14 protein-coding genes and 2 pseudogenes are annotated in these 18,744 nt (G+C 65.4%); 7 read left to right on the top strand and 9 right to left on the bottom strand.

Features of this window, described 5'->3' with window-relative positions; translation table 11 throughout:
- Positions 1 to 11 precede the first annotated feature (11 nt).
- The 3 genes and pseudogenes from pcaF to ACCQ00_RS01800 all read right to left on the bottom strand — a co-directional run bounded on the left by pcaF (position 12) and on the right by ACCQ00_RS01800 (position 2,861).
- On the bottom strand, positions 12 to 1,220 hold the full coding sequence (gene pcaF, locus ACCQ00_RS01810) for a 3-oxoadipyl-CoA thiolase (RefSeq protein WP_372354044.1): 1,209 nt from the start codon (positions 1,218 to 1,220) through the stop codon (positions 12 to 14).
- A pseudogene (locus tag ACCQ00_RS01805) lies at positions 1,217 to 2,001 on the bottom strand (CoA-transferase subunit beta). Before ACCQ00_RS01805 ends, pcaF begins: the two are co-directional and overlap by 4 nt.
- Complete coding sequence (locus ACCQ00_RS01800; RefSeq protein WP_039567651.1) at positions 1,998 to 2,861, bottom strand: CoA transferase subunit A; 864 nt, start codon at positions 2,859 to 2,861, stop codon at positions 1,998 to 2,000. Before ACCQ00_RS01800 ends, ACCQ00_RS01805 begins: the two are co-directional and overlap by 4 nt.
- A 250-nt stretch (positions 2,862 to 3,111) precedes the next feature.
- On the opposite strand from ACCQ00_RS01800, the gene ACCQ00_RS01795 reads away from it, so the two are divergent.
- From ACCQ00_RS01795 to glpK, 6 genes are all read left to right on the top strand, one after another.
- Positions 3,112 to 4,188, top strand: a complete 1,077-nt coding sequence (locus ACCQ00_RS01795) for an aromatic ring-hydroxylating dioxygenase subunit alpha (RefSeq protein WP_039567649.1) — start codon at positions 3,112 to 3,114, stop codon at positions 4,186 to 4,188.
- 100 nt (positions 4,189 to 4,288) lie between these two features.
- Entirely contained in the window at positions 4,289 to 5,272 is a 984-nt protein-coding gene (locus ACCQ00_RS01790) for a PDR/VanB family oxidoreductase (RefSeq protein WP_039583932.1), read from the top strand.
- A 405-nt stretch (positions 5,273 to 5,677) separates the two neighbouring features.
- Positions 5,678 to 6,505: a DeoR/GlpR family DNA-binding transcription regulator gene (locus ACCQ00_RS01785; RefSeq protein WP_039567645.1), complete on the top strand. Its 828-nt coding sequence runs from the start codon at positions 5,678 to 5,680 to the stop codon at positions 6,503 to 6,505.
- A 222-nt stretch (positions 6,506 to 6,727) separates the two neighbouring features.
- The gene (gene glpD, locus ACCQ00_RS01780) at positions 6,728 to 8,242 is read left to right on the top strand and encodes a glycerol-3-phosphate dehydrogenase (RefSeq protein WP_039567643.1); all 1,515 of its coding nucleotides are present in this window, start codon (positions 6,728 to 6,730) and stop codon (positions 8,240 to 8,242) included.
- A 174-nt stretch (positions 8,243 to 8,416) separates the two neighbouring features.
- A complete protein-coding gene (locus tag ACCQ00_RS01775; protein WP_039567641.1) occupies positions 8,417 to 9,238 on the top strand; it encodes an MIP/aquaporin family protein in 822 nt (273 codons plus the stop codon).
- A 139-nt stretch (positions 9,239 to 9,377) separates the two neighbouring features.
- Positions 9,378 to 10,877: a glycerol kinase GlpK gene (gene glpK / locus ACCQ00_RS01770; RefSeq protein ID WP_039583938.1), complete on the top strand. Its 1,500-nt coding sequence runs from the start codon at positions 9,378 to 9,380 to the stop codon at positions 10,875 to 10,877.
- Positions 10,878 to 10,992: 115 nt separating this feature from the next.
- Here the strand turns inward: glpK and ACCQ00_RS01765 are convergent, their stop codons facing one another.
- Positions 10,993 to 11,505: a nuclear transport factor 2 family protein gene (locus ACCQ00_RS01765; RefSeq protein WP_017156461.1), complete on the bottom strand. Its 513-nt coding sequence runs from the start codon at positions 11,503 to 11,505 to the stop codon at positions 10,993 to 10,995.
- A gap of 450 nt (positions 11,506 to 11,955) precedes the next feature.
- Positions 11,956 to 13,140 carry a 4-hydroxybenzoate 3-monooxygenase gene (gene pobA, locus ACCQ00_RS01760; RefSeq protein ID WP_039567636.1) on the bottom strand — a complete coding sequence of 395 codons (1,185 nt, stop codon included), beginning with the start codon at positions 13,138 to 13,140 and terminating at the stop codon, positions 11,956 to 11,958.
- Between the two features lie 96 nt (positions 13,141 to 13,236).
- Here pobA and ACCQ00_RS01755 point away from each other — a divergent pair, with 96 nt between their 5' ends.
- A complete protein-coding gene (locus tag ACCQ00_RS01755) occupies positions 13,237 to 14,121 on the top strand; it encodes a helix-turn-helix domain-containing protein (protein ID WP_039567633.1) in 885 nt (294 codons plus the stop codon).
- 542 nt (positions 14,122 to 14,663) lie between these two features.
- On the opposite strand, the gene ACCQ00_RS01750 is transcribed toward ACCQ00_RS01755, so the two are convergent.
- The 4 genes and pseudogenes from ACCQ00_RS01750 to ACCQ00_RS01735 all read right to left on the bottom strand — a co-directional run bounded on the left by ACCQ00_RS01750 (position 14,664) and on the right by ACCQ00_RS01735 (position 18,666).
- Complete coding sequence (locus ACCQ00_RS01750; RefSeq protein WP_039567629.1) at positions 14,664 to 16,145, bottom strand: benzaldehyde dehydrogenase; 1,482 nt, start codon at positions 16,143 to 16,145, stop codon at positions 14,664 to 14,666.
- 30 nt (positions 16,146 to 16,175) lie between these two features.
- Positions 16,176 to 16,943, bottom strand: a complete 768-nt coding sequence (locus ACCQ00_RS01745) for a coniferyl-alcohol dehydrogenase (RefSeq protein ID WP_039567627.1) — start codon at positions 16,941 to 16,943, stop codon at positions 16,176 to 16,178.
- A 33-nt stretch (positions 16,944 to 16,976) separates the two neighbouring features.
- A pseudogene (locus tag ACCQ00_RS01740) lies at positions 16,977 to 18,005 on the bottom strand (SphA family protein).
- A 130-nt stretch (positions 18,006 to 18,135) separates the two neighbouring features.
- Complete coding sequence (locus ACCQ00_RS01735) at positions 18,136 to 18,666, bottom strand: MarR family winged helix-turn-helix transcriptional regulator (protein WP_017156455.1); 531 nt, start codon at positions 18,664 to 18,666, stop codon at positions 18,136 to 18,138.
- Positions 18,667 to 18,744: the final 78 nt, after the last annotated feature.

The raw sequence follows: 18,744 nt of genomic DNA, 5'->3' as shown, positions 1-18,744 counted from the left end.
CAACGGCCGGTTCACAGGCGCTCGATCGCCAACGCCACGCCCTGCCCCACGCCGATGCACATGCTGGCCAGCCCGCGCCGCCCGTTGCCCGCCTCCAGCTGCCGCAGCAAGGTCAGCGCCAGCCGCGCGCCGCTCATGCCGAGCGGATGCCCAAGCGCAATGGCGCCACCGTTGGCATTGACGTGTGCGGCATCGTCGGCCAGGCCCAATGCACGCGTGCAGGCCAGCGCCTGCGCAGCGAAGGCTTCATTGAGTTCGATCGCATCGAACTGCGCGATGCGCAGGTTCAGGCGCGCCAGCAGACGCTCGGTGGCCGGCACCGGGCCGATGCCCATGTACGCCGGCTCCACGCCCGCCGAGGCGAACCCCAGCACGCGCGCACGCGGCGTCAGCCGATGCGTCTGCACGGCCTGCGCCGAGGCCAGCAGCAAGGCGGCGGCGCCATCGTTGAGACCGGAGGCATTGCCGGCCGTCACGGTACCGGGCTGGCGGAACACCGGTTTGAGCTTGGCCAACATCTCGGCGGTGGTGTTGGGCCGCGGCGCTTCATCGTGTTCGACGGTGGAGGCATCGCCGCCCTTGCGCGCGGCCACGGCCACCGGGGTGATTTCGCCATCGAAAAAGCCGGCCGCCTGCGCCGCGGCTGCGCGCTGCTGGCTACGCAGGGCAAACGCATCCTGGTCTTGGCGCGCGATGGCGTACCGCTGCGCCACGTTCTCTGCCGTTTCGCCCATCAATTCGGTGCCATAGACGGCTTGCAGGCGCGGATTGATGAAGCGCCAGTCCATGGTGGTGTCTTCCAGCTGCTGGGTGCGAGCGAAGGCGCCGTCGGCCTTGCCCATCACCCAGGGTGCGCGCGACATCGATTCGACACCGCCGGCGATGGCAAGATCCAGTTCGCCGGCACGAATGCCGCGCGCCACCGTGCCGATCGCGTCCAAGCCCGACCCGCACAGACGATTGAGCGTGCTGCCCGGCACCGAGGGCGGCAAGCCGGCCAGCAACAGGCTCATCCGCGCGACATTGCGATTGTCTTCGCCGGCCTGGTTGGCGCAGCCCAGGTACACATCGTCGATTGCGGCCGGCTCCAGCTGCGGATGCCGCGCCAGCAACGCGGCGATCGGCACTGCGCCCAGGTCGTCGGCGCGCACGCTGGACAAGGCGCCACCGTAACGGCCGATCGGCGTGCGGATGCCATCGACCAGGTACACCTCGCTCATGCCTGGGCTCCCGCTGCCTGCGCGCCATGCGCCGCATCGGTGCGCGCCTGCAGCGCGCGCAGGGCGTCCAGCTCGGCACTGCTGGGCGGCGTGGTGTATGCAAGGTCGGCGGCGAACCGGATCGGCCACCCGGTCGCCGCGCTGACCTGCTCGCGCGTGGTGCCGGGGTGCAACGAGGTCACGGTGAGTTCGCAGGTCACGGGGTCCGGCTCCATCACGCACAGGTCGGTGACGACCACGGTCGGGCCGGCGCCGGGCAGGCCGGCGCGCGCGCATCGCCCCCGTCCAGATGCCCGACCGTGGTGATGAAGTCCAAACTCGAAACGAAGCTGCGTGTGGATTGGCGCATGATGATGAACACCTGCTTGGCGCTGGCTGCGATTTCCGGCGCGCCGCCGGCGCCGGGCAGGCGTGTTTTCGGCGCATCGTAGGAGCCAATCACGGTGGTATTGAGGTTGGCGTGCCGATCGATCTGCGCCGCCCCCAGAAAGCCCACATCCACGCGCCCGCCCTGCAACCAGTAACGGAAGATCTCTGGCGTGGAGACCACGGTGTCGGCGGTTTCGGCCAGCTCGCCGTCGCCGATCGACAACGGCAACACCTGCGGGCGCGCACCGATCGGGCCGGATTCGTAGATCAAGGTGACGTCGGGCGCATGCGTAAGCCGCGCCAGATTGGCGGCAGTGGACGGCAAGCCGATGCCGACAAAACACACCGCGCCATCGGGCAGGCGACGCGCAGCGGCCACCGTCATCATTTCGTTGGTGCTGTAGGCGCTCATGCGGCCACCTGCTGCTGCGACTGTGCATACACGCGCTGAAAACCGGCGAAGTCGTCGGTGTCGAGAATATGCGCCTGGATCCAGGCCTGGAACGTCGCACGGTCGCGCGCGATCGCATCCCAGGCCAGATAGAACCGGTTGTCGCGCGCGTAATAGCCATGCGCATACGAGGGCGCGGCGCCACCGGGCACCACGCAGACCGCGTCGACAACCCAACGCGGCAGGATGCAGGCATTGGGTGGCGCATCGAGGCTGTCGACGATCTCTTCCACCGTCACGATCACCTTGCGCGCTGCCAGCGCGGCCTCTTTCTGCACACCCAGAATGCCCCACAGCAACACGTTGCCGCGGCGATCGGCCTGCTGGGCGTGGATCACCGTGACATCGGGATTGACGGCCGGCGAGGTGGCCAGTGTCTGGCCGGTATACGGGCACTGCAGGAACCTGATGCTGTCGTTGACGCGCGGCAGATCCGAACCGACATACCCGCGCAGCACTGCAAACGGCAGCCCCGACGCACCGGCCACGTAGGCATTGGCCATATCGGCGTGACTGTGTTCGCGAATCTGCAGCGGCTGCGGCCAGGCGTGTTCCACTGCATCGCGCAACCGGTGCAACGAGCCGACGCCGGGATTGCCGCCCCAGGAAAACCGCAGCGCTGTCGCGCAGCCGGCGCCGATCAACTGGTCGTAGATCAGGTCCGGCGTCATGCGCACCAGACGCAGCGCGCGCTTGCGCTGGCGAATGACTTCGTGCCCGGCCGCATGCGGAATCAGATGGGTGAAGCCTTCCATCGCCACGCAGTCGCCATCGGCGATCAGCTGCGACACCGCGTCGGCGAGAGCGACGATTTCGGCCATTGCGTTCCCTTCAGCACAGCGAGCGTGGGGTCACGGTAGGCGCAGCCGACGGGACGGTCAATCCGATAATCGGTGATTCGAATCGATATTCGCACAATTTCGCCAGACCGGTGGCGCACCCATATTGTCTCCGGTGTATACATAACTTCGCTCGCAAGCAGACGCCAGCTTTGCGATGCGCGCTAACTAGCCGCAGGCCGGCGCGAGCCCCGTCGCGTCCAGGTTGCCTACATACCCAGGAGTCACGGTCATGTCGCAGTCCAAGCCGCTGTTTCCCCTCAACGCGTGGTACGCCGTTGCCTGGGACCATGAGATCAAGCACGTGCTCAGCCCGCGCAAGCTCTGCAACCTGGACGTGGTGGTCTACCGCACCACCGCCGGCACAGTCGTTGCGCTCGAAGACGCGTGCTGGCATCGGCTGGTGCCGTTGTCGATGGGCAAGCTGCGCGGCGACGATGTGGTGTGCGGCTATCACGGGCTGGTCTACAACACGCAGGGGCGCTGCGTGCACATGCCCTCGCAGGACACCATCAATCCCTCGGCCTGCGTACGCAGCTTCCTGGTGGCCGAAAAACACCGCTACGTCTGGATCTGGCCGGGCGACCCGGCCAAGGCCGATACGCGCCTGATCCCCGACCTGCATTGGTCGCACGATCCGGCCTGGGCCGGCGATGGCCGTACCATCCACGCCAAGTGCGACTATCGGCTGGTGCTGGACAACCTGATGGACCTGACCCACGAGACCTTCGTGCACGGCTCCAGCATCGGCCAGGACGAAGTGGCCGAAGCGCCATTCGATGTGGTGCATGGCGATCGCAGCGTCATCGTGTCGCGCTGGATGCGCAATATCGACCCGCCGCCGTTCTGGGCCAGCCAGATCGCCCGCCACCTGGACTACCGCGGCAAGGTCGATCGCTGGCAAATCATCCGTTTCGAGGCGCCCTCCACCATCGCCATCGATGTGGGCGTGGCCATCGCCGGCACCGGCGCGCCCGAGGGCGATCGCAGCCAGGGCGTCAACGGCTACGTGCTCAACACCATCACTCCCGAAACCGACACCACCTGCCATTACTTCTGGGCGTTCATGCGCAACTACGCGCTGCACGACCAGTCGCTGACCACGCTCACCCGCGAGGGCGTAACAGGCGTCTTCGGCGAAGACGAAGCAGTGCTGGAAGCGCAGCAACGCGCCATCGATGCGCACCCGGATCACACCTTCTACAACCTTAACGTCGATGCCGGCGGCATGTGGGCGCGACGCGTGATCGACCGCCTGATCGCGCAGGAACAACGCGCGCAGGATCTGTCGTTGCGCATGGTGGGCTGAGCACGTCGCATGCGGACCGCCCTGTCATCGATCACAGCGACGCATTGCAGCCCCGTCACAGCCGGCGCCGGCCCACAGACCTCATTGCCTGGAGCCCTTCATGCGTAAAGACACCCAGTGGCATCGCGCCCGCGTGGTCAGTATTGCCGACGCCTGCCCGGGCGTGCGCGAAATCGTGCTCGATCCCGGTACCGCCGCGCGCAGCTTCGAGGTGGGCAGCCACGTGGATTTCCGTTTGCAGTTGCATGGCCGCGACGATGTGCGCTCGTATTCGTTGGTGGGCGAACCGCGTGCCGATGGGTACTACCAGATCGCAGTGCGGCAAATGCCCGACAGCCGCGGCGGCTCGCTGCAGATGTGGGCGCTTGCGCCGGGCGACGTGGTGGAGATGTCCCCGCCCAGCAACAACTTCGCGCTGGACGAAAGCGGCGAGGAAATCCTGCTGATCGCCGGCGGTATCGGCATCACCCCGATCATCGGCATGGCGCAGCGGCTGGCGCGCCGGCATCGCGCGTTTCGTCTGCTGTACGCCGGCCGCTCGCGCAGCGCAATGGCGTATGTCGACACGCTGGAAGCACTGCTGGGCGAACGTTTGCAATTGCAATGCGACGACAGCGCCGGCCCGCCGGATCTGGCTGCCGAACTGGCGCGCCTGTCGCCCAATGCCGAGGTGTATGTGTGCGGCCCGCTGGGCATGCTCGAAGCGGTGCGCCAGCACTGGCACGCCGCCGGACGGCCACGTGCGCGCCTGCACTTCGAAACCTTCGGCAATAGCGGGCGGGTGCCTGCGCAGGCGTTCGTGGTGAAGTTGCCGGAGCTGGGCCTGGAAGTGCCGGTGGCTGAAAACGAATCGATGCTGGACGCATTGGCCGATGCCGGGGTGGAGCTGATCGCCGAGTGCCGCCGTGGCGAATGCGGTTTGTGTGCAGTGGACGTGCTGGACAGCTCCGCCGATATCGACCACCGCGACGTGTTCTTCAGCGACGAGCAGCGCCGGGAGAATCGCAAGCTGTGTGCCTGCGTGTCGCGTGCGGTAGGCGGCAGCATCAGCATCGATACTGGCTATCGCAGCGCGCTGGGCTGAATCCGGCCGGCCAGCCGTTTGGCGGCCAGCCACTCCTGCGTGTTCACATCTCGCCGGGGTGCAGCGGCAGGCGCACATCGCTGCGCGTATCGTCTGGCGGCTGCGGTTGATACTGGGCTTCAGCGAGGAACGCGTTTGCGGCGCCCGCGTTGCATCGGCTAACCCACTGCCGTGTCCACGCATGCTGGCAACTTTCTCGTTGGCGCTTCAGCAGCACACATCGAAGGCGATAATTCTTACCAAGCCCTGGCCGAGCCTGCTGGGCAATCGGATGCGTCCAGGAACGCAAAGCCTGGGCGCAGCGCATCCGGCAATCGTCAAGCGTGCACCGCTTCAGGCCGATGTTCGCCCGCAAGCCCATGTCGCGCGCTGCGTGCACGCTGCCGTGTTTGCATCCTCACGCGTATGCGCGATCATCTGCGCATGGAGTCGACTCACTACAGGACTGTCCCGGCGCCGGCATTGAACCCGCGCCAGGAGCAATTGGTGGCGCTGGTGCGGCAGCAGGGCTTTGCCGAGGTCGAAGGTTTGGCCACACGCTTCGAGGTGACGCCGCAGACCATCCGGCGCGATCTGACCCTGCTCTGCGATGCGGGCGTGCTGCGCCGCTATCACGGCGGCGTCAGCATGCCCTCCAGCGTGGAGAATCTGGCCTATACCGCACGCAAGGCGCTGCAGGCCCGCGAAAAACAGCACATCGCCGCACGTGTCGCGCGCTTCATTCCCGACGATGCCTCGCTGTTCATCAACCTGGGGACCACCAACGAAGAAGTCGCACGCGCGTTGCTGCAGCACCGCGGACTCCGGGTGATCACCAACAATCTCAACGTGGCGGTGATGCTCAGCGCCAACCCCAGCTTCGAGGTGATCGTGGCCGGCGGTGTGGTGCGCGGGCGCGACCAGGGCGTGACCGGCGAGGCGACGGTGGAGCTGATCCGCCAGTTCAAGGTGGATTTCGGGGTGATCGGCATTTCCGGCATCGATCTGGACGGCACCCTGCTGGATTTCGATTACCAGGAAGTGCGGGTGGCGCAGGCCATCATCGAGCACTCGCGGCACGTGCTGCTGGCCGCCGATCACAGCAAATTCGGCCGCAACGCCATGGTGCGGCTGGGCGCACTTGCACAGGTGCACGACTGGTTCACCGACCGGCCGCCGCCGCAGGAGCTGGCGAGTGTGCTGGCCGAGGCCGGTACCCGGGTGCATCTGGCGGACGCGGACGAAATCGACTGAGGCCGATGTTCGTTTTTGATCGTTTTTATGCGATGGCCGCCAAGAACCACCGAGTTCGCCAAATAAACCGTATTTAATCCCTGTTTCCACAGCCGATTTGCGTGCCTGTCCCTGGTCGCGTTGGCGCCAACCATCTTCACGCCGCCGCAAGGTTCGATGTTCGAATATGTTCGAACATGACAACTTGGGTTCGCTCGTCAGCGCGCCCGGACGGAGGCACCGATGGGCGAGATGTACGATCTTCTGGTAATCGGCGGCGGCATCAACGGGGTCGGCATTGCCCGTGACGCGGCCGGGCGCGGTTTGTCGGTGTGCCTGTGCGAGCAGGACGACCTGGCCGCGCACACCAGCAGCGCCAGTACCAAGCTCATTCACGGCGGCCTGCGCTATCTGGAGCAGTACGAATTCGCGCTGGTCGGCAAGGCACTGGCCGAGCGCGAAGTATTGCTGCGACTGGCCCCGCACATCATCTGGCCGTTGCGCTTCCTGCTGCCCCACCAACCGCACCTGCGCCCGGCCTGGATGATTCGCGCCGGGCTATTCCTGTACGACCATCTGGGCGGCAGCAAGCGCAGCCTGCCGCGCTCGCGCCGGCTATCGCTGCGGACGCACCCGGTCGGTGCGCCGCTGCAGGAGTCGCTGCGCACCGGCTTCGTGTATTCGGACGCCTGGGTGCAGGATGCGCGGCTGGTGGTGCTCAACGCCATGGACGCCGCCAGGCGCGGTGCCAAGATCCACACCCGCACGCGTTGCGTCGGTGCGTGGCGCGATGCGGGCTTCTGGTATGCCGAGCTCGAAGACCGCCAGGGCCGCCGCCGCACGGTGCAGGCGCGCGCGCTCGCCAATGCGGCCGGCCCCTGGGCGGTGTCGTTCCTGGACACCGTCGCCGCGGTGCCGCACGAACACGCGCTGCGGCTGGTCAAGGGTAGCCATATCGTGGTGCCCAAGCTGTTCGATCACGACCATGCATACATCTTCCAGCAACCGGATCGGCGCATCGTGTTCGCCATCCCCTACGAGCACGACTTCACCTTGATCGGCACCACCGACGTGGACTACGAGGCCGACCCCGCCGCGCCGAAGATCGATGCGGCCGAAGTGCAATATCTGTGCGATGCGGTGAACCTGTATTTCCAGCAGCAGATCTCCCCCGCCGATGTGGTGTGGAACTACAGCGGCGTGCGCCCGTTGCTGGACGACGCCGAAGACAACGCAGCCGAAGTGACCCGCGATTACCAGCTGGAAGTGGTCACCGAGGGTGCGCCGTTGCTCAACGTGTTCGGCGGCAAGCTCACCACTTATCGCAAGCTGGCCGAAGAGGCGGTGGACCGGCTGACCCACGCGCTGGGCGCACGCAAGCCGGCGTGGACCGCGCGTGGCGAAGCATTACCGGGCGGCGAGCAGCGCGATATCGCCAGCTTGCTGGAACGCGTCGGCCGCGCGCGCCCCTGGCTACCGGCAGCGACCGCGCAGCGGCTGGTGCGCAATTACGGCACCTGCGCCGAGCAGCTGCTTGGCGATGCGCAAAGCCTGGCCGATCTGGGCACGCACTTCGGCGCGGACCTGTATCAGGCCGAGGTGGATTACCTGCGTGAACACGAATGGGCGGTGGCTGCCGACGATATTCTGTGGCGGCGCAGCAAGCTCGGCCTGCGGATCGATGCGGCCGCGCGGCAGCGCCTGAAAGACTATCTGCAGGCGCAACCGATCCGGCAACGCGACGTCGTTTCTGCTTGAACACACCGCGTTGTCGGCGAGGACGGGTCGTCCGGCAACGTATTACGGCGCTTCAGCCAGCATCACCCAAGTCACGTGGAGGGCACCCCAGATGAGCATCACCGACCACCGCTGCGCGCAAGCAAGCGTGCTGCACGCTGTTATCCGCATCACCGACCTTGCGGGCATGCACGCATGAGCCGGCAACTCATGGGTGAGTTGATCTCCGAGGCGGTCGCGATGTTCATCATCATCGCGCTCGGCGATTCGGTGGCGGCGATGTACATCCTGTACGACCCCAGCCCCTATCAAAACGCCTATTGGGGCGTATGTATCGCCTGGGGCCTGGCGGTGACGCTGGCGATCTACGTGACCGGCTCGGTGTCCGGTACGCACGCCAATCCGGCGGTCACGCTGGCGCTGGCGCTGTTCCGCGGCTTTTCCTGGAAGAAGGTAGTGCCCTACTGGGTCGCGCAGGTGATCGGCGCATTCCTGGGCGCAGCCATCGTCTATCAGTTGTACGGGCCGGTGATCGATCACTTCAACCAGGTGCAGCAGCTCACCCGCGAAGCCGGCGGCGCAGCCGGGGTGTTCTTCACCGCACCGGGGTTGGCGGTCACGCCGATGCATGCGCTGGTCGACCAGATCATCATCACCGCGTTCCTGATCTTCGGCATCTTCGCCATCACCGAGCAGTTCAACGAGGCCGCACCGACTGCCAACTCCGGCGCGTTGATGATCGGCTTGCTGGTCGCCACGCTGGGCGCGTCGATGGGCTATCTGGAAGCCTGGGCGATGAATCCGGCGCGCGACTTCGGCCCGCGCCTGTTCGCGTATTTCGCCGGCTGGGGCGAGGCCGCGTTGCCGGCCAAGGACAACTATTGGTGGATCCCGATCGCTGGCCCGTTGATCGGTGGGCCGATCGGCGCGCTGGCCTATCAGTGGCTGATCCTGCCATTCCTGCCGGCGCGGGTGCGCCATCTGCAGGGTGGCGGCAAACCACTCGATCCACTGTGATGGTGCTGCGCGAAGTCAACGATCACTCTGGCCACGCATGACGTTATCTGTGGCCAAACCCTGACGGCCACGCGTCGTCATCGCCTGCACCGACCTTTCTCGCCGTGCGCCAATGCCGGCATTGTTCGAGGAATCTTCGATGGAAAAGCAGTACGTCCTTGCGATCGATCAAGGCACCACCAGCTCACGCGCGATGTTGTTCGACCGCCAGGGCAAGGTGGCCGGCGTGGCGCAGCGCGAATTCGGCCAGATCTTTCCGCAGCCGGGTTGGGTGGAACACAACCCGCGCGAGATCATGACCAGCGTCTATACCACCATCACCGAGCTGCTCAACAACGCGCAGATCGATGCGCGCGCGATCGCCGGGATCGGCATCACCAACCAGCGCGAGACCGCGGTGGTGTGGGACAAGGCCACCGGCCAGCCTATCTACAACGCCATCGTGTGGCAATCGCGACAGACCAAGGACATTTGCGCCCAGCTCAAGGAAGCCGGGCATGAGCAGATGGTGCGCGACAAGACCGGTTTGCTGATCGACGCGTATTTTTCCGGGACAAAGGTCAAGTGGATCCTCGACCACGTCGAAGGCGCGCGCGAACGCGCGCAAAACGGCGAGCTGGCATTCGGCACCATCGACAGCTGGCTGATCTGGAATCTCACCGGCGGCAAGGTGCACGTCACCGACTACACCAATGCTTCGCGCACCATGATGTTCAACATCCACACCCTGGAATGGGATGCCGAACTGCTGGCCATGCTGGATGTGCCGGCGCAGATGCTGCCGGAAGTACGCTCCTCCAGCGAGGTCTATGGCATGACCCAGACCCAGTACTTCTATGGCGAGCAGGTGCCCATCGCCGGCATTGCCGGGGACCAGCAGGCCGCGTTGTTCGGCCAGGCCTGCTTCGAGCCGGGCATGGCGAAAAACACCTACGGCACCGGCTGTTTCATGCTGATGAACACAGGCGACAAGGCGGTGGCTTCCAAGGCCGGTTTGTTGACCACGATTGCCTGGGGCATCGACGGCAAGGTCGAATACGCCTTGGAGGGGGCCATCTTCGTCGCCGGCTCGGTGGTGCAGTGGCTGCGCGATGGCCTGCGCATGCTGGGCAAGGCCAGCGATTCGCAAGCCTACGCCGAGCGTGCCGGCGACAACGACGGCGTATACATCGTGCCGGCCTTCGTCGGCCTCGGCGCGCCGTACTGGCGCAGCGACATCCGCGGCGCGGTGTTCGGGCTGACGCGTGGCACCACCAAGGAACACTTCGTGCGCGCAGCCGTCGAATCGATGGCCTACCAGACCCGCGACGTGCTGACCGCGATGCAGAGCGATTCCGGCATCGAGCTGAAAGAACTGCGTGCCGATGGCGGCGCCATCGCCAACGACTTCATGGCGCAGTTCCAGAGCGACATCCTCAATGTGCCAGTGCTGCGGCCGGAAGTGGCGGAAACCACCGCGCTCGGTGCGGCCTATCTGGCCGGACTGGCAACCGGCTTCTGGGGCAGCCGCGAGGAAATCGCCAAGCAATGGGCGGTGGATCGCCGCTTCGAACCGGCCATGGCCGACGACAAGCGCGAGGCCTTGTACGCCGGCTGGCAGCAGGCAGTGGAAGCGACAATGGGGTTCCGCATCAGCTGACACGGGCCTCGCCCACACGACAGCGCCCACCATGAGGTGGGCGCTGTGACGAGCGAATCCTCTACGTCGAGGACACACGCAAGGCTAGGCAACGCAGCCTGGTGTGCAGCAGTGATTACTGGCCGCCGGTGCTGGCACGGCCAGCGATGGTATCCGGGTCCCAATGTTCCTTGATCAGACCGTTCTCGATCCGGAACATGTCGAACCACGTGGTGGTGTACGTGGTGCCGGGCTTGTTGGGGTTGGGCAAGGTGCGCACCGACACCAGGGTGACCAGATCGCCATCGGCGGTGATGGCGACCAAGGGCAGTTGCACCCGCGGCTGCACCGGCGTCGGCTTCACGAACGCGGTCAGGAAGGCGATGAAGGCGTCGCGTCCATTGGCCACGTTCGGATTGTGCTGGATGTAGTTCTTGTCCATGTACATCGGCGCGTACTGCACCTGGCCAGCTTCGAACACGGTGCGCCAGAAATCGTAGACCAGCCGCTTGTTGGCAGTTTCATACCAGGTGCTGCCGAGCAGCATCTTCTGATGATTCGGATTGGCCGTCACCGCGGTCTGCGCGAACGCGGCCATTGGCGCGACCAGCATGACCAGCAACAAGGCACGGGAGAGCAACTTCTTCATGGAGTACTCCTGGGTGGAGAGTGGCATTGCGCTCATCGGAGAGGCCAGCAACGTGTCCGTTGAGCGGGGGGAAGACGCGTGCGTGTGCACAGCTGCATGAACGCGTCATCGCCACCCTACCGGGGCCGTTGATTGGCCCGCTAGACGCCTGAAAATGTACCTGGGCACTTGCGCAACAGTTGGTGAGAAAAACATCACCGGTATGGTGGCCACCCGCGTGCCGTGCCCCACGTGCTGGATGGACCGGGTGTTGCGATTGAGCGGGCGTCGGCTGCCACGGAAGCAACGCATGTGCGCTGACGGGTGTCATGCAAGCCGGTATGTGGAAGCCTGTTGTGCGCACGCATCGCATGTCTGGAGCCAAGGCGGCATTGAATCCTTACTGCCACCGTGCGCGATGATGGAGATTCGTTAGGCGGTGTCTGGCGTTAAGCAATCACCGACGCCCCATCAATCGGCCAGCGCGGCCAGCGGAAGACCTGCATAATTTTCCGCCAGCGTTGCGCGTCCCGCCTCACTACCGAGCAGATAGTCCAGCTCCGCTGCGTGCAGCCGCGCCGTGAATGCGTCTTCGTCATCGAAGCGATGCAGCAGCGTGGTCATCCACCACGAGAAACGTTCGGCCTTCCACACCCGCTGCAAGGCCAATGTCGAATACTGTTCCAGCACACTGGCATCGCCGCTTGTCTTCCACCGCTCGAACAGCTGCGCCAACAGGCCGACATCGCCAAGCGCCAGGTTCAGCCCCTTGGCGCCGGTAGGCGGCACGATATGCGCAGCATCGCCGGCCAGGAACAGGCGACCATACTGCATGGGTTCGGCAACGAAACTGCGCAGCGGTGCGATGCTCTTCTCGATCGATGCGCCGGTGACCAAGTGCGCCGCCAACGCGGGCGGCAACCGTGCACGCAATTCGTCCCAGAACGCCTGATCGCTCCAGGCCTCCACCTGCGCGCTGGCCGGTACCTGGATGTAGTAGCGCGTACGGGTGGGCGAGCGCATCGAACATAGTGCAAACCCACGCCGATGGCGTGCGTAGATCAATTCGTCGTGCACGGGTGGGGTATCGGCCAGCACCCCAAGCCAGCCGAACGGGTACACGCGCTCGAACAGACGCAGCCGCTCGGTGGGGATGCTGGCTCGGCTGACGCCGTGATAACCATCGCAGCCGACGATGTAGTCGTACTCGAGATGCTTGCGCTGGCCGTCGTGCGTGAACTCCACGGCAGGCGTGGTGCCTTCCACGCCGCACAGGGTCACGTCCTGCGCGTTGTAGTACGTCGGTGCCCCGCTGCGCTGGCGCGCATGCATCAGATCGGCGGTGACCTCGGTCTGCCCGTAGACCGTCACGCCACGTCCGCAGCCGCGCAGCAGATCGATGCGCTCGCGCTGACCGTCCAGGGACAATTCGAAGCCGTGATGCAGCAGGCCCTCGCGCTGCAAGCGCTCGCCGACGCCGGCGCGCTGCAGCAGTTCCACACTGCCTTGCTCCAATACCCCGGCGCGGATGCGCGCCAGCACATGCTGGGGCGTTTGCCGCTCGATGATGACGCAGTCGATGCCGGCCAGCCGCAACAGTTCGCCCAGCAACAGGCCGGATGGGCCGGCGCCGATGATCGCAACCTGCGTTCGCATGCATTGCTCCTGGCCTGGATGACGATGCGTGCAGTGTCGGTAGCCAAAGCGCTGCATTGAAGGGATGATTGCCTGCAGTGCTTGGACTTTTCGACGATGGCCACATCCGTGCCCGACCCCGCCGCCGTCCCCGCCTTCGGCTTGTACGGCGAGCAACACGCCGATGCCGCGGAATTGCTGCATTGGGAATCGATTGCCGCACGCAGCCGGCTGCACGACTGGCAGATCGTGCCGCACCGACACGAGGATTTAGCGCAACTGGTCTATGTGCAACGCGGGCCGGCCACGCTGCAGCTGGACGGGCGCACGCAACGCCTGCGCGGCGCCAGCGTGGTGTGGCTTCCACCGCTCTGCGTGCATGGCTTTGGCTTCGACCCGGCAGTGCGTGGGCACGTCATCACCATGTGCATGCCGCTGGTCAGGGCCGCGTTGAACGCTGCGCCATTCCTGCAACAGGTCATGGCCGCGCCAGCCGTTGTGCACGCGCCGCCTGCACGCAAATGGCTGGATGTATTGTTTGGCAGCATTGCGCAGGACCACGCACGCCGGTCGGTCGGCTATGACGTCGCAGCGCAGGCCGCCGCGGCGCAGCTGGTCATCTGGATGGCGCGTACGGCACTGGAACGCGCCCGGCATGCCGCAGCAATCAGCCCGCAGGCCGACCCGGCGCTGCGCCATCTGCGCGCCTATCAAGGCCTGATCGACCAGCACTACCGCGCCCACTGGCCGATTTCGCGCTATGCCGATCAACTTGGGTTGACGCCCGGTCACCTCAACGCGCTGTGCCAGCGCCTGGCTGGCGCCTCTGCACTGCAGTTGCTCCAGCGCAGGATCATGCTGGAAGCACGCCGCAGCCTGCGTTACACCAGCCTGAGCGTGCAACAGATTGCCGCCAGCCTTGGATTTTTCGACGCTGCCTATTTCAGTCGCTACTTCGCACGGCACGCCGGTTGCTCGCCGACGCGCTTTCGCGCCGGTTAGCAGAAGCGACCAACCGAACGACGTCACTCAATCGCTGTGCGCGTTGTAGAGAGAAGCATCTGCAGACTTGCTGCAGACCCTTGCCCGCCAACCGTCACAGGACACGCTGCAAGTACGTCCACGCAAGCTTCGTGGCGGCGTCCACGCCACCAATGGTTCTGCGACGGTGAGCGGCTACGGACCAGGCGAGTGGTCCGGCCTGTCAGTGCAATCGACAGGCGACGCCCGCTCGCGGTGCAGCGGCGTCTGCGTATCAGGAGCATCCCACATCAAACTGCCGACAAACGTCCTGGCGCGGTGGCCTTGCCGATGGCGGGACCGTTGGCGGCATGGATGCCGCCATCGAGGCTCCCTGGAGGGATGCACGGCGTGCTCCGCGAGCGGTGAGGCACCGCACGCTCGACTCACCAGGCTTCCGGCTGCATCTGAGAAAAGCCATGCCAGGCCTACACAAGTGACCAAGGCGAATAGGCTCAGCCCAGACCGTCATCCTGCAGCGATGGAGAGGCAGAACCAGCCACTCCATCACCAAGCCATTGCGCTCAGAACGGATACTGCGGCACGTCGCTCTTGATGGTCAGCCACTGCCAGTGCGTGTACTGCTCACAATCGGCCGGGCCGCCCACACTGGTGCCGTTGCCTGATGCACCGGTGCCGCCGAATGGATTGACGACCTCATCAGCCACCGTCTGGTCGTTGATATGCAGCAGGCCGGTGTGCAACTTCTCACCCAGGGCCAGCGCGCGCGCGACCGATGCCGACAGGATGCCTGCCGCAAGCCCGTACTCGCCTTGGTTGGCCAGCTCGGCCGCTTCGTCGTCGGTGTCGAACACGGTGATGTTGATCACTGGCCCGAACACTTCTTCGTCGAACGCGCGCATGCCCGGGCGCACGTTGGACAACACGGTGGGCGCGTAGAACAGGCCTTCATGGGTGGCGCCAGCTTCCACGACCGCGCCGGCTGCCACGCTATCGCCGACGATGTCGACGACGCGCTGCAGCTGGCGTTGGTCGATGATCGGGCCCAACGCCACGGTGCCGCTGACCGGGTCGCCCACCGGCAAATGGCGCGCTTTGTCGGCCAACCGTTGGGTCAGTGCCTGCGCCACATTGCGGTGCACCAGCACACGCCCGGTCGCCATGCAGATCTGGCCCTGGTGCATATAGGCACCGAATGCGACCGCCGAGGCAGCCTTGTCCAGATCCGCGTCGTCGAGCACGATCACTGCGTTGTTCCCCCCAAGTTCCAGCGAGACTTTCTTCAGGTGGCGTCCGGCAATTTCGCCGATGCGGCGGCCGGCGGCCGTGGAACCGGTGAACGCAATCATCGGAACATCCGGCGATTCCACCAGCGCCTGACCAATCGGCGCATCGCCATGCAACACGTGCAGCAAGCCCTTCGGCAGGCCGGCGTCTTCGAGCACCTGCGCGATGATCACACCGCCGGTGTAGGGCGTGCGCGGGTCGGGTTTGAGAATCACCGCATTGCCCATCGCCAGCGCCGGCGCCACCGAGCGCAGCGACAGAATCAACGGAAAATTGAACGGCGAAATCACCCCGATCACGCCCAACGGCAGGCGGCGTGCGAGGCTGAGTTGGCCGGATGCCGTCGGCAACATCTGGCCGCTGGCCTGTAGCGGCATGGCAGCGGCCTGCTGGTAGAACACCACCGATTCGTCCACCTCGCGTTGGGCCTTGGGCAGGATGCCGCCGGTTTCGCGCGCAATCAGCAAGGTGGCTTCGGCGCTGCGTGCCTGCATCGCCTGCGCAGCACGATGAAACACGGCCGCGCGTTCGCGCGGCGGTGTTGCGGCCCAGGCACGCTGCGCTTGCTTGGCCTGTGCGATGGCAGCGGCGACATCGGCCAGGTCGGCCTTGCCGACTTCATGCAGCAAGGCGCCGGTTGCCGGCTCGTGGATGGACAAGCTGCCGCCGCGACCGGGCACCCAGTCGCCATTGAAGATGCAGCCATGCCACGCCGGCGTGTCGGTCGCAGCGGCGGCTGCGCTGGAAAGAGCATTCATGGTCTAGCCTCCTGCTAAAGCGTGTAGGGATTACAGCGTGGTGGAAGCCAGCCCGCCATCGATCGGCAGGGTGATGCCGTTGATCCAGCGGGCAGCGTCGGATGCGAGAAACACGATGCCCTCGGCCACTTCATCGGCATAGGCCGGGCGGGTCATGCGCTTGGCGTCTGCCTTGACCCGTTCCTCGCCGAGCATGGCGGCAAAATCGCCCAGGATCGGGGTGAACACCGGACCCGGAGACACGTTGTTCACGCGCACGCCGTGGTCGGCGAACCAGGGCCGCGATTGCAGCAAAGTCCACACGATCAACGCCTCCTTGAAGTATTGGTAGCAGGTGTCGTGCGCTACCGGATGCGCCGCCAGCCACGCGCTGCCGCTGTCGAAGCTGTCGGTTGCCGCCAGCTGCTTGTGCAGCTCCAGACGCTGCGGCCATTCGGCGCCCAGGATCGAGGCGACATTGATGATGGAACCGCCAGAAACGATGCGTGGCAGCAGCCCCTGGGTCAGGTGGCGCAAGCCCAGATAGTTCACCCGCGCCACCACATCCAGCGGCGCGGTGCCCGGCACGCCGGCAATGTTTGCCAGGGCATCGATGTGATCCGGCAAGGCCTTCACCAAGGCATCGATGGATGCCGGGTCGCCGAGATCGGCCTGATGAAAGCCGTGCAGTGTCATCTGCACGGGCATGCGATCGACGCCGATCACCTTGGCGCCGTGAAACCGTGCCAGCCGTGCGACCTCCGCGCCAATGCCCGACGCCACGCCGGTCACCACGATCGTCTTGTTCTGCAAATTCATTGCCATCCTCCGAAGGAGCCAGCCGTGCCGGCGCTAGAACACATGGACATACTCGAAATTGACGTTGTTGCCGGACGCGGCATTCCTGACTTCCACCGGTAGATAGACGTTGGCGAACAGGATGTTTTTTGCATCAAAAGCCCACACGCCACCCGGCCCTGCATAGAACGCGCGTTGACGGCTATCCGGCACGCGCTGGTCGTTGGTGCGGTTGTCGCGGAACTGGGTCAGGTAGTACGCATTGATGCCCAGCCGCAGCTTCGGTGCCACGTCCCAGGACGTGGCGAAATTGATCCATCCCGCATCGCCTGCCTGACCATCGCGGAAGTCGAAGCCTGGCGGCAAGTTCGGACGGCGCTCGCTGCGGAAGTTGTAGATGTAGTTGATGCGTGCACTGACTTCCCAACTGGGCGTGGGAAGCACCGTGAATGCGTAGCTTGGAATAAGCGACCAGTAACCGGAGCTCTGGTTGAGATCGCGATGGCCGTCTTACTTGCCGATCGGTGCCACGGCGTCGAATTCGAACCGCTGCGAGAACACCGCTCGCCCGTTGCGTATCACCGGTGGCATTTGCAGGTACGGTCCGAACGTCACATCCCCCACGCCGGCGCCATTGTCGCGCAGCGTGGCAATGCTGTTGCGGCCGAAAGACGCATCCAGATTGACCAGCGGCACCAGCGCAGTGATGCCCAGCGACCCGCCGAATAATCGATACGGCGTGACGTAAGCGAACTGGGTCAGCAGCACGGTGGAATCGATCCGCGGGTTGTCGAACACCCGGATATCGTTGCCACGGGCGTCCTTGATGGCATCCAGCGCGTTGTGCCGCAGGTAGGTGACGACCGCCAGGCCTGGCGTGGTGCTGGTGAAGCCATCCAGGAAACTGGTGCCCCCGGTATTGATGCCATTGGTCAGCGCCGCGCTCTGTGGCGCACTTTGCGCAGGCGCCGCGCCCGTCGCCAAGCCTGCCGCCAGGCCGAGCAACGCGCGCAGCCGCCAACCTGCCGCCACACCCGCACCACGCGTCACCGATGATTCAATCACTGCAGAGATCTCCCGCATTGGAAAGGAACGCGGTGCGTGCCACATCACCAACGTCAGGCAAGCGCGCGCGCCGCGTGACGCACAGCACGTGCAGTGGAAACGTTCGTTGAGAATCGCTGCCGGGGGACAGGCCGCCGACGGAGGCGGGTTACGGCGTGTCCAGACGATCCAGACGGTCCAGGGCGCGCAACAACGGCGCTTCGCTGGAACCGAGCACGGCGCTGAGTTGCTGTTCCATGCGCAGCACTTCGGCCTCGGCGGCGGTCAGCAGCGCAGCGCCGGCCGCGGTCAGCGAAAGGTGCTGCATGCGCCGGTCCTGCCGCCCACGCACCTGCCGCAGCAGGCGACGCTTGACCAGCCTGGCCACCACGATCGCCAGATTCGGCGGCGACACGTGCAGCACATCGCCGATCTGGCGCTGGTTGATGCCCGGGTTGCCATCCACCAGCATCAGCAGCGAGAAGTCGACCGGCTTGAGATCGAACGCGGCCACGCACTCCTGAAACATCCGCCGCACCATCAACTCGGTGCGGGTGATGCGATACCCCAGCAACCGCAGCAGCCGCGCCTGATCCACCGTGGTGACGGCATCGGGCAAGGGCGCAGCAAGGGCGGTGACGGGCATGGCGGTTCTCGCGACTGAGGCAGCGGGCGGACCGGTACGCGCAATGCGCCGCATCCGCAACGCCGATCGACGGCGTGCATCGCATTGTAGACGCCACCGGGCCTGCCGATGTGGTCGGACACGCTGCCGGTG

The organism is Xanthomonas sp. NCPPB 3761, assembly GCF_041475705.2.
Taxonomy (GTDB): domain Bacteria; phylum Pseudomonadota; class Gammaproteobacteria; order Xanthomonadales; family Xanthomonadaceae; genus Xanthomonas; species Xanthomonas phaseoli.
Note: the sequence above shows the minus strand (reverse complement) of the source record. Positions and strands in the feature narration are given on the sequence as shown.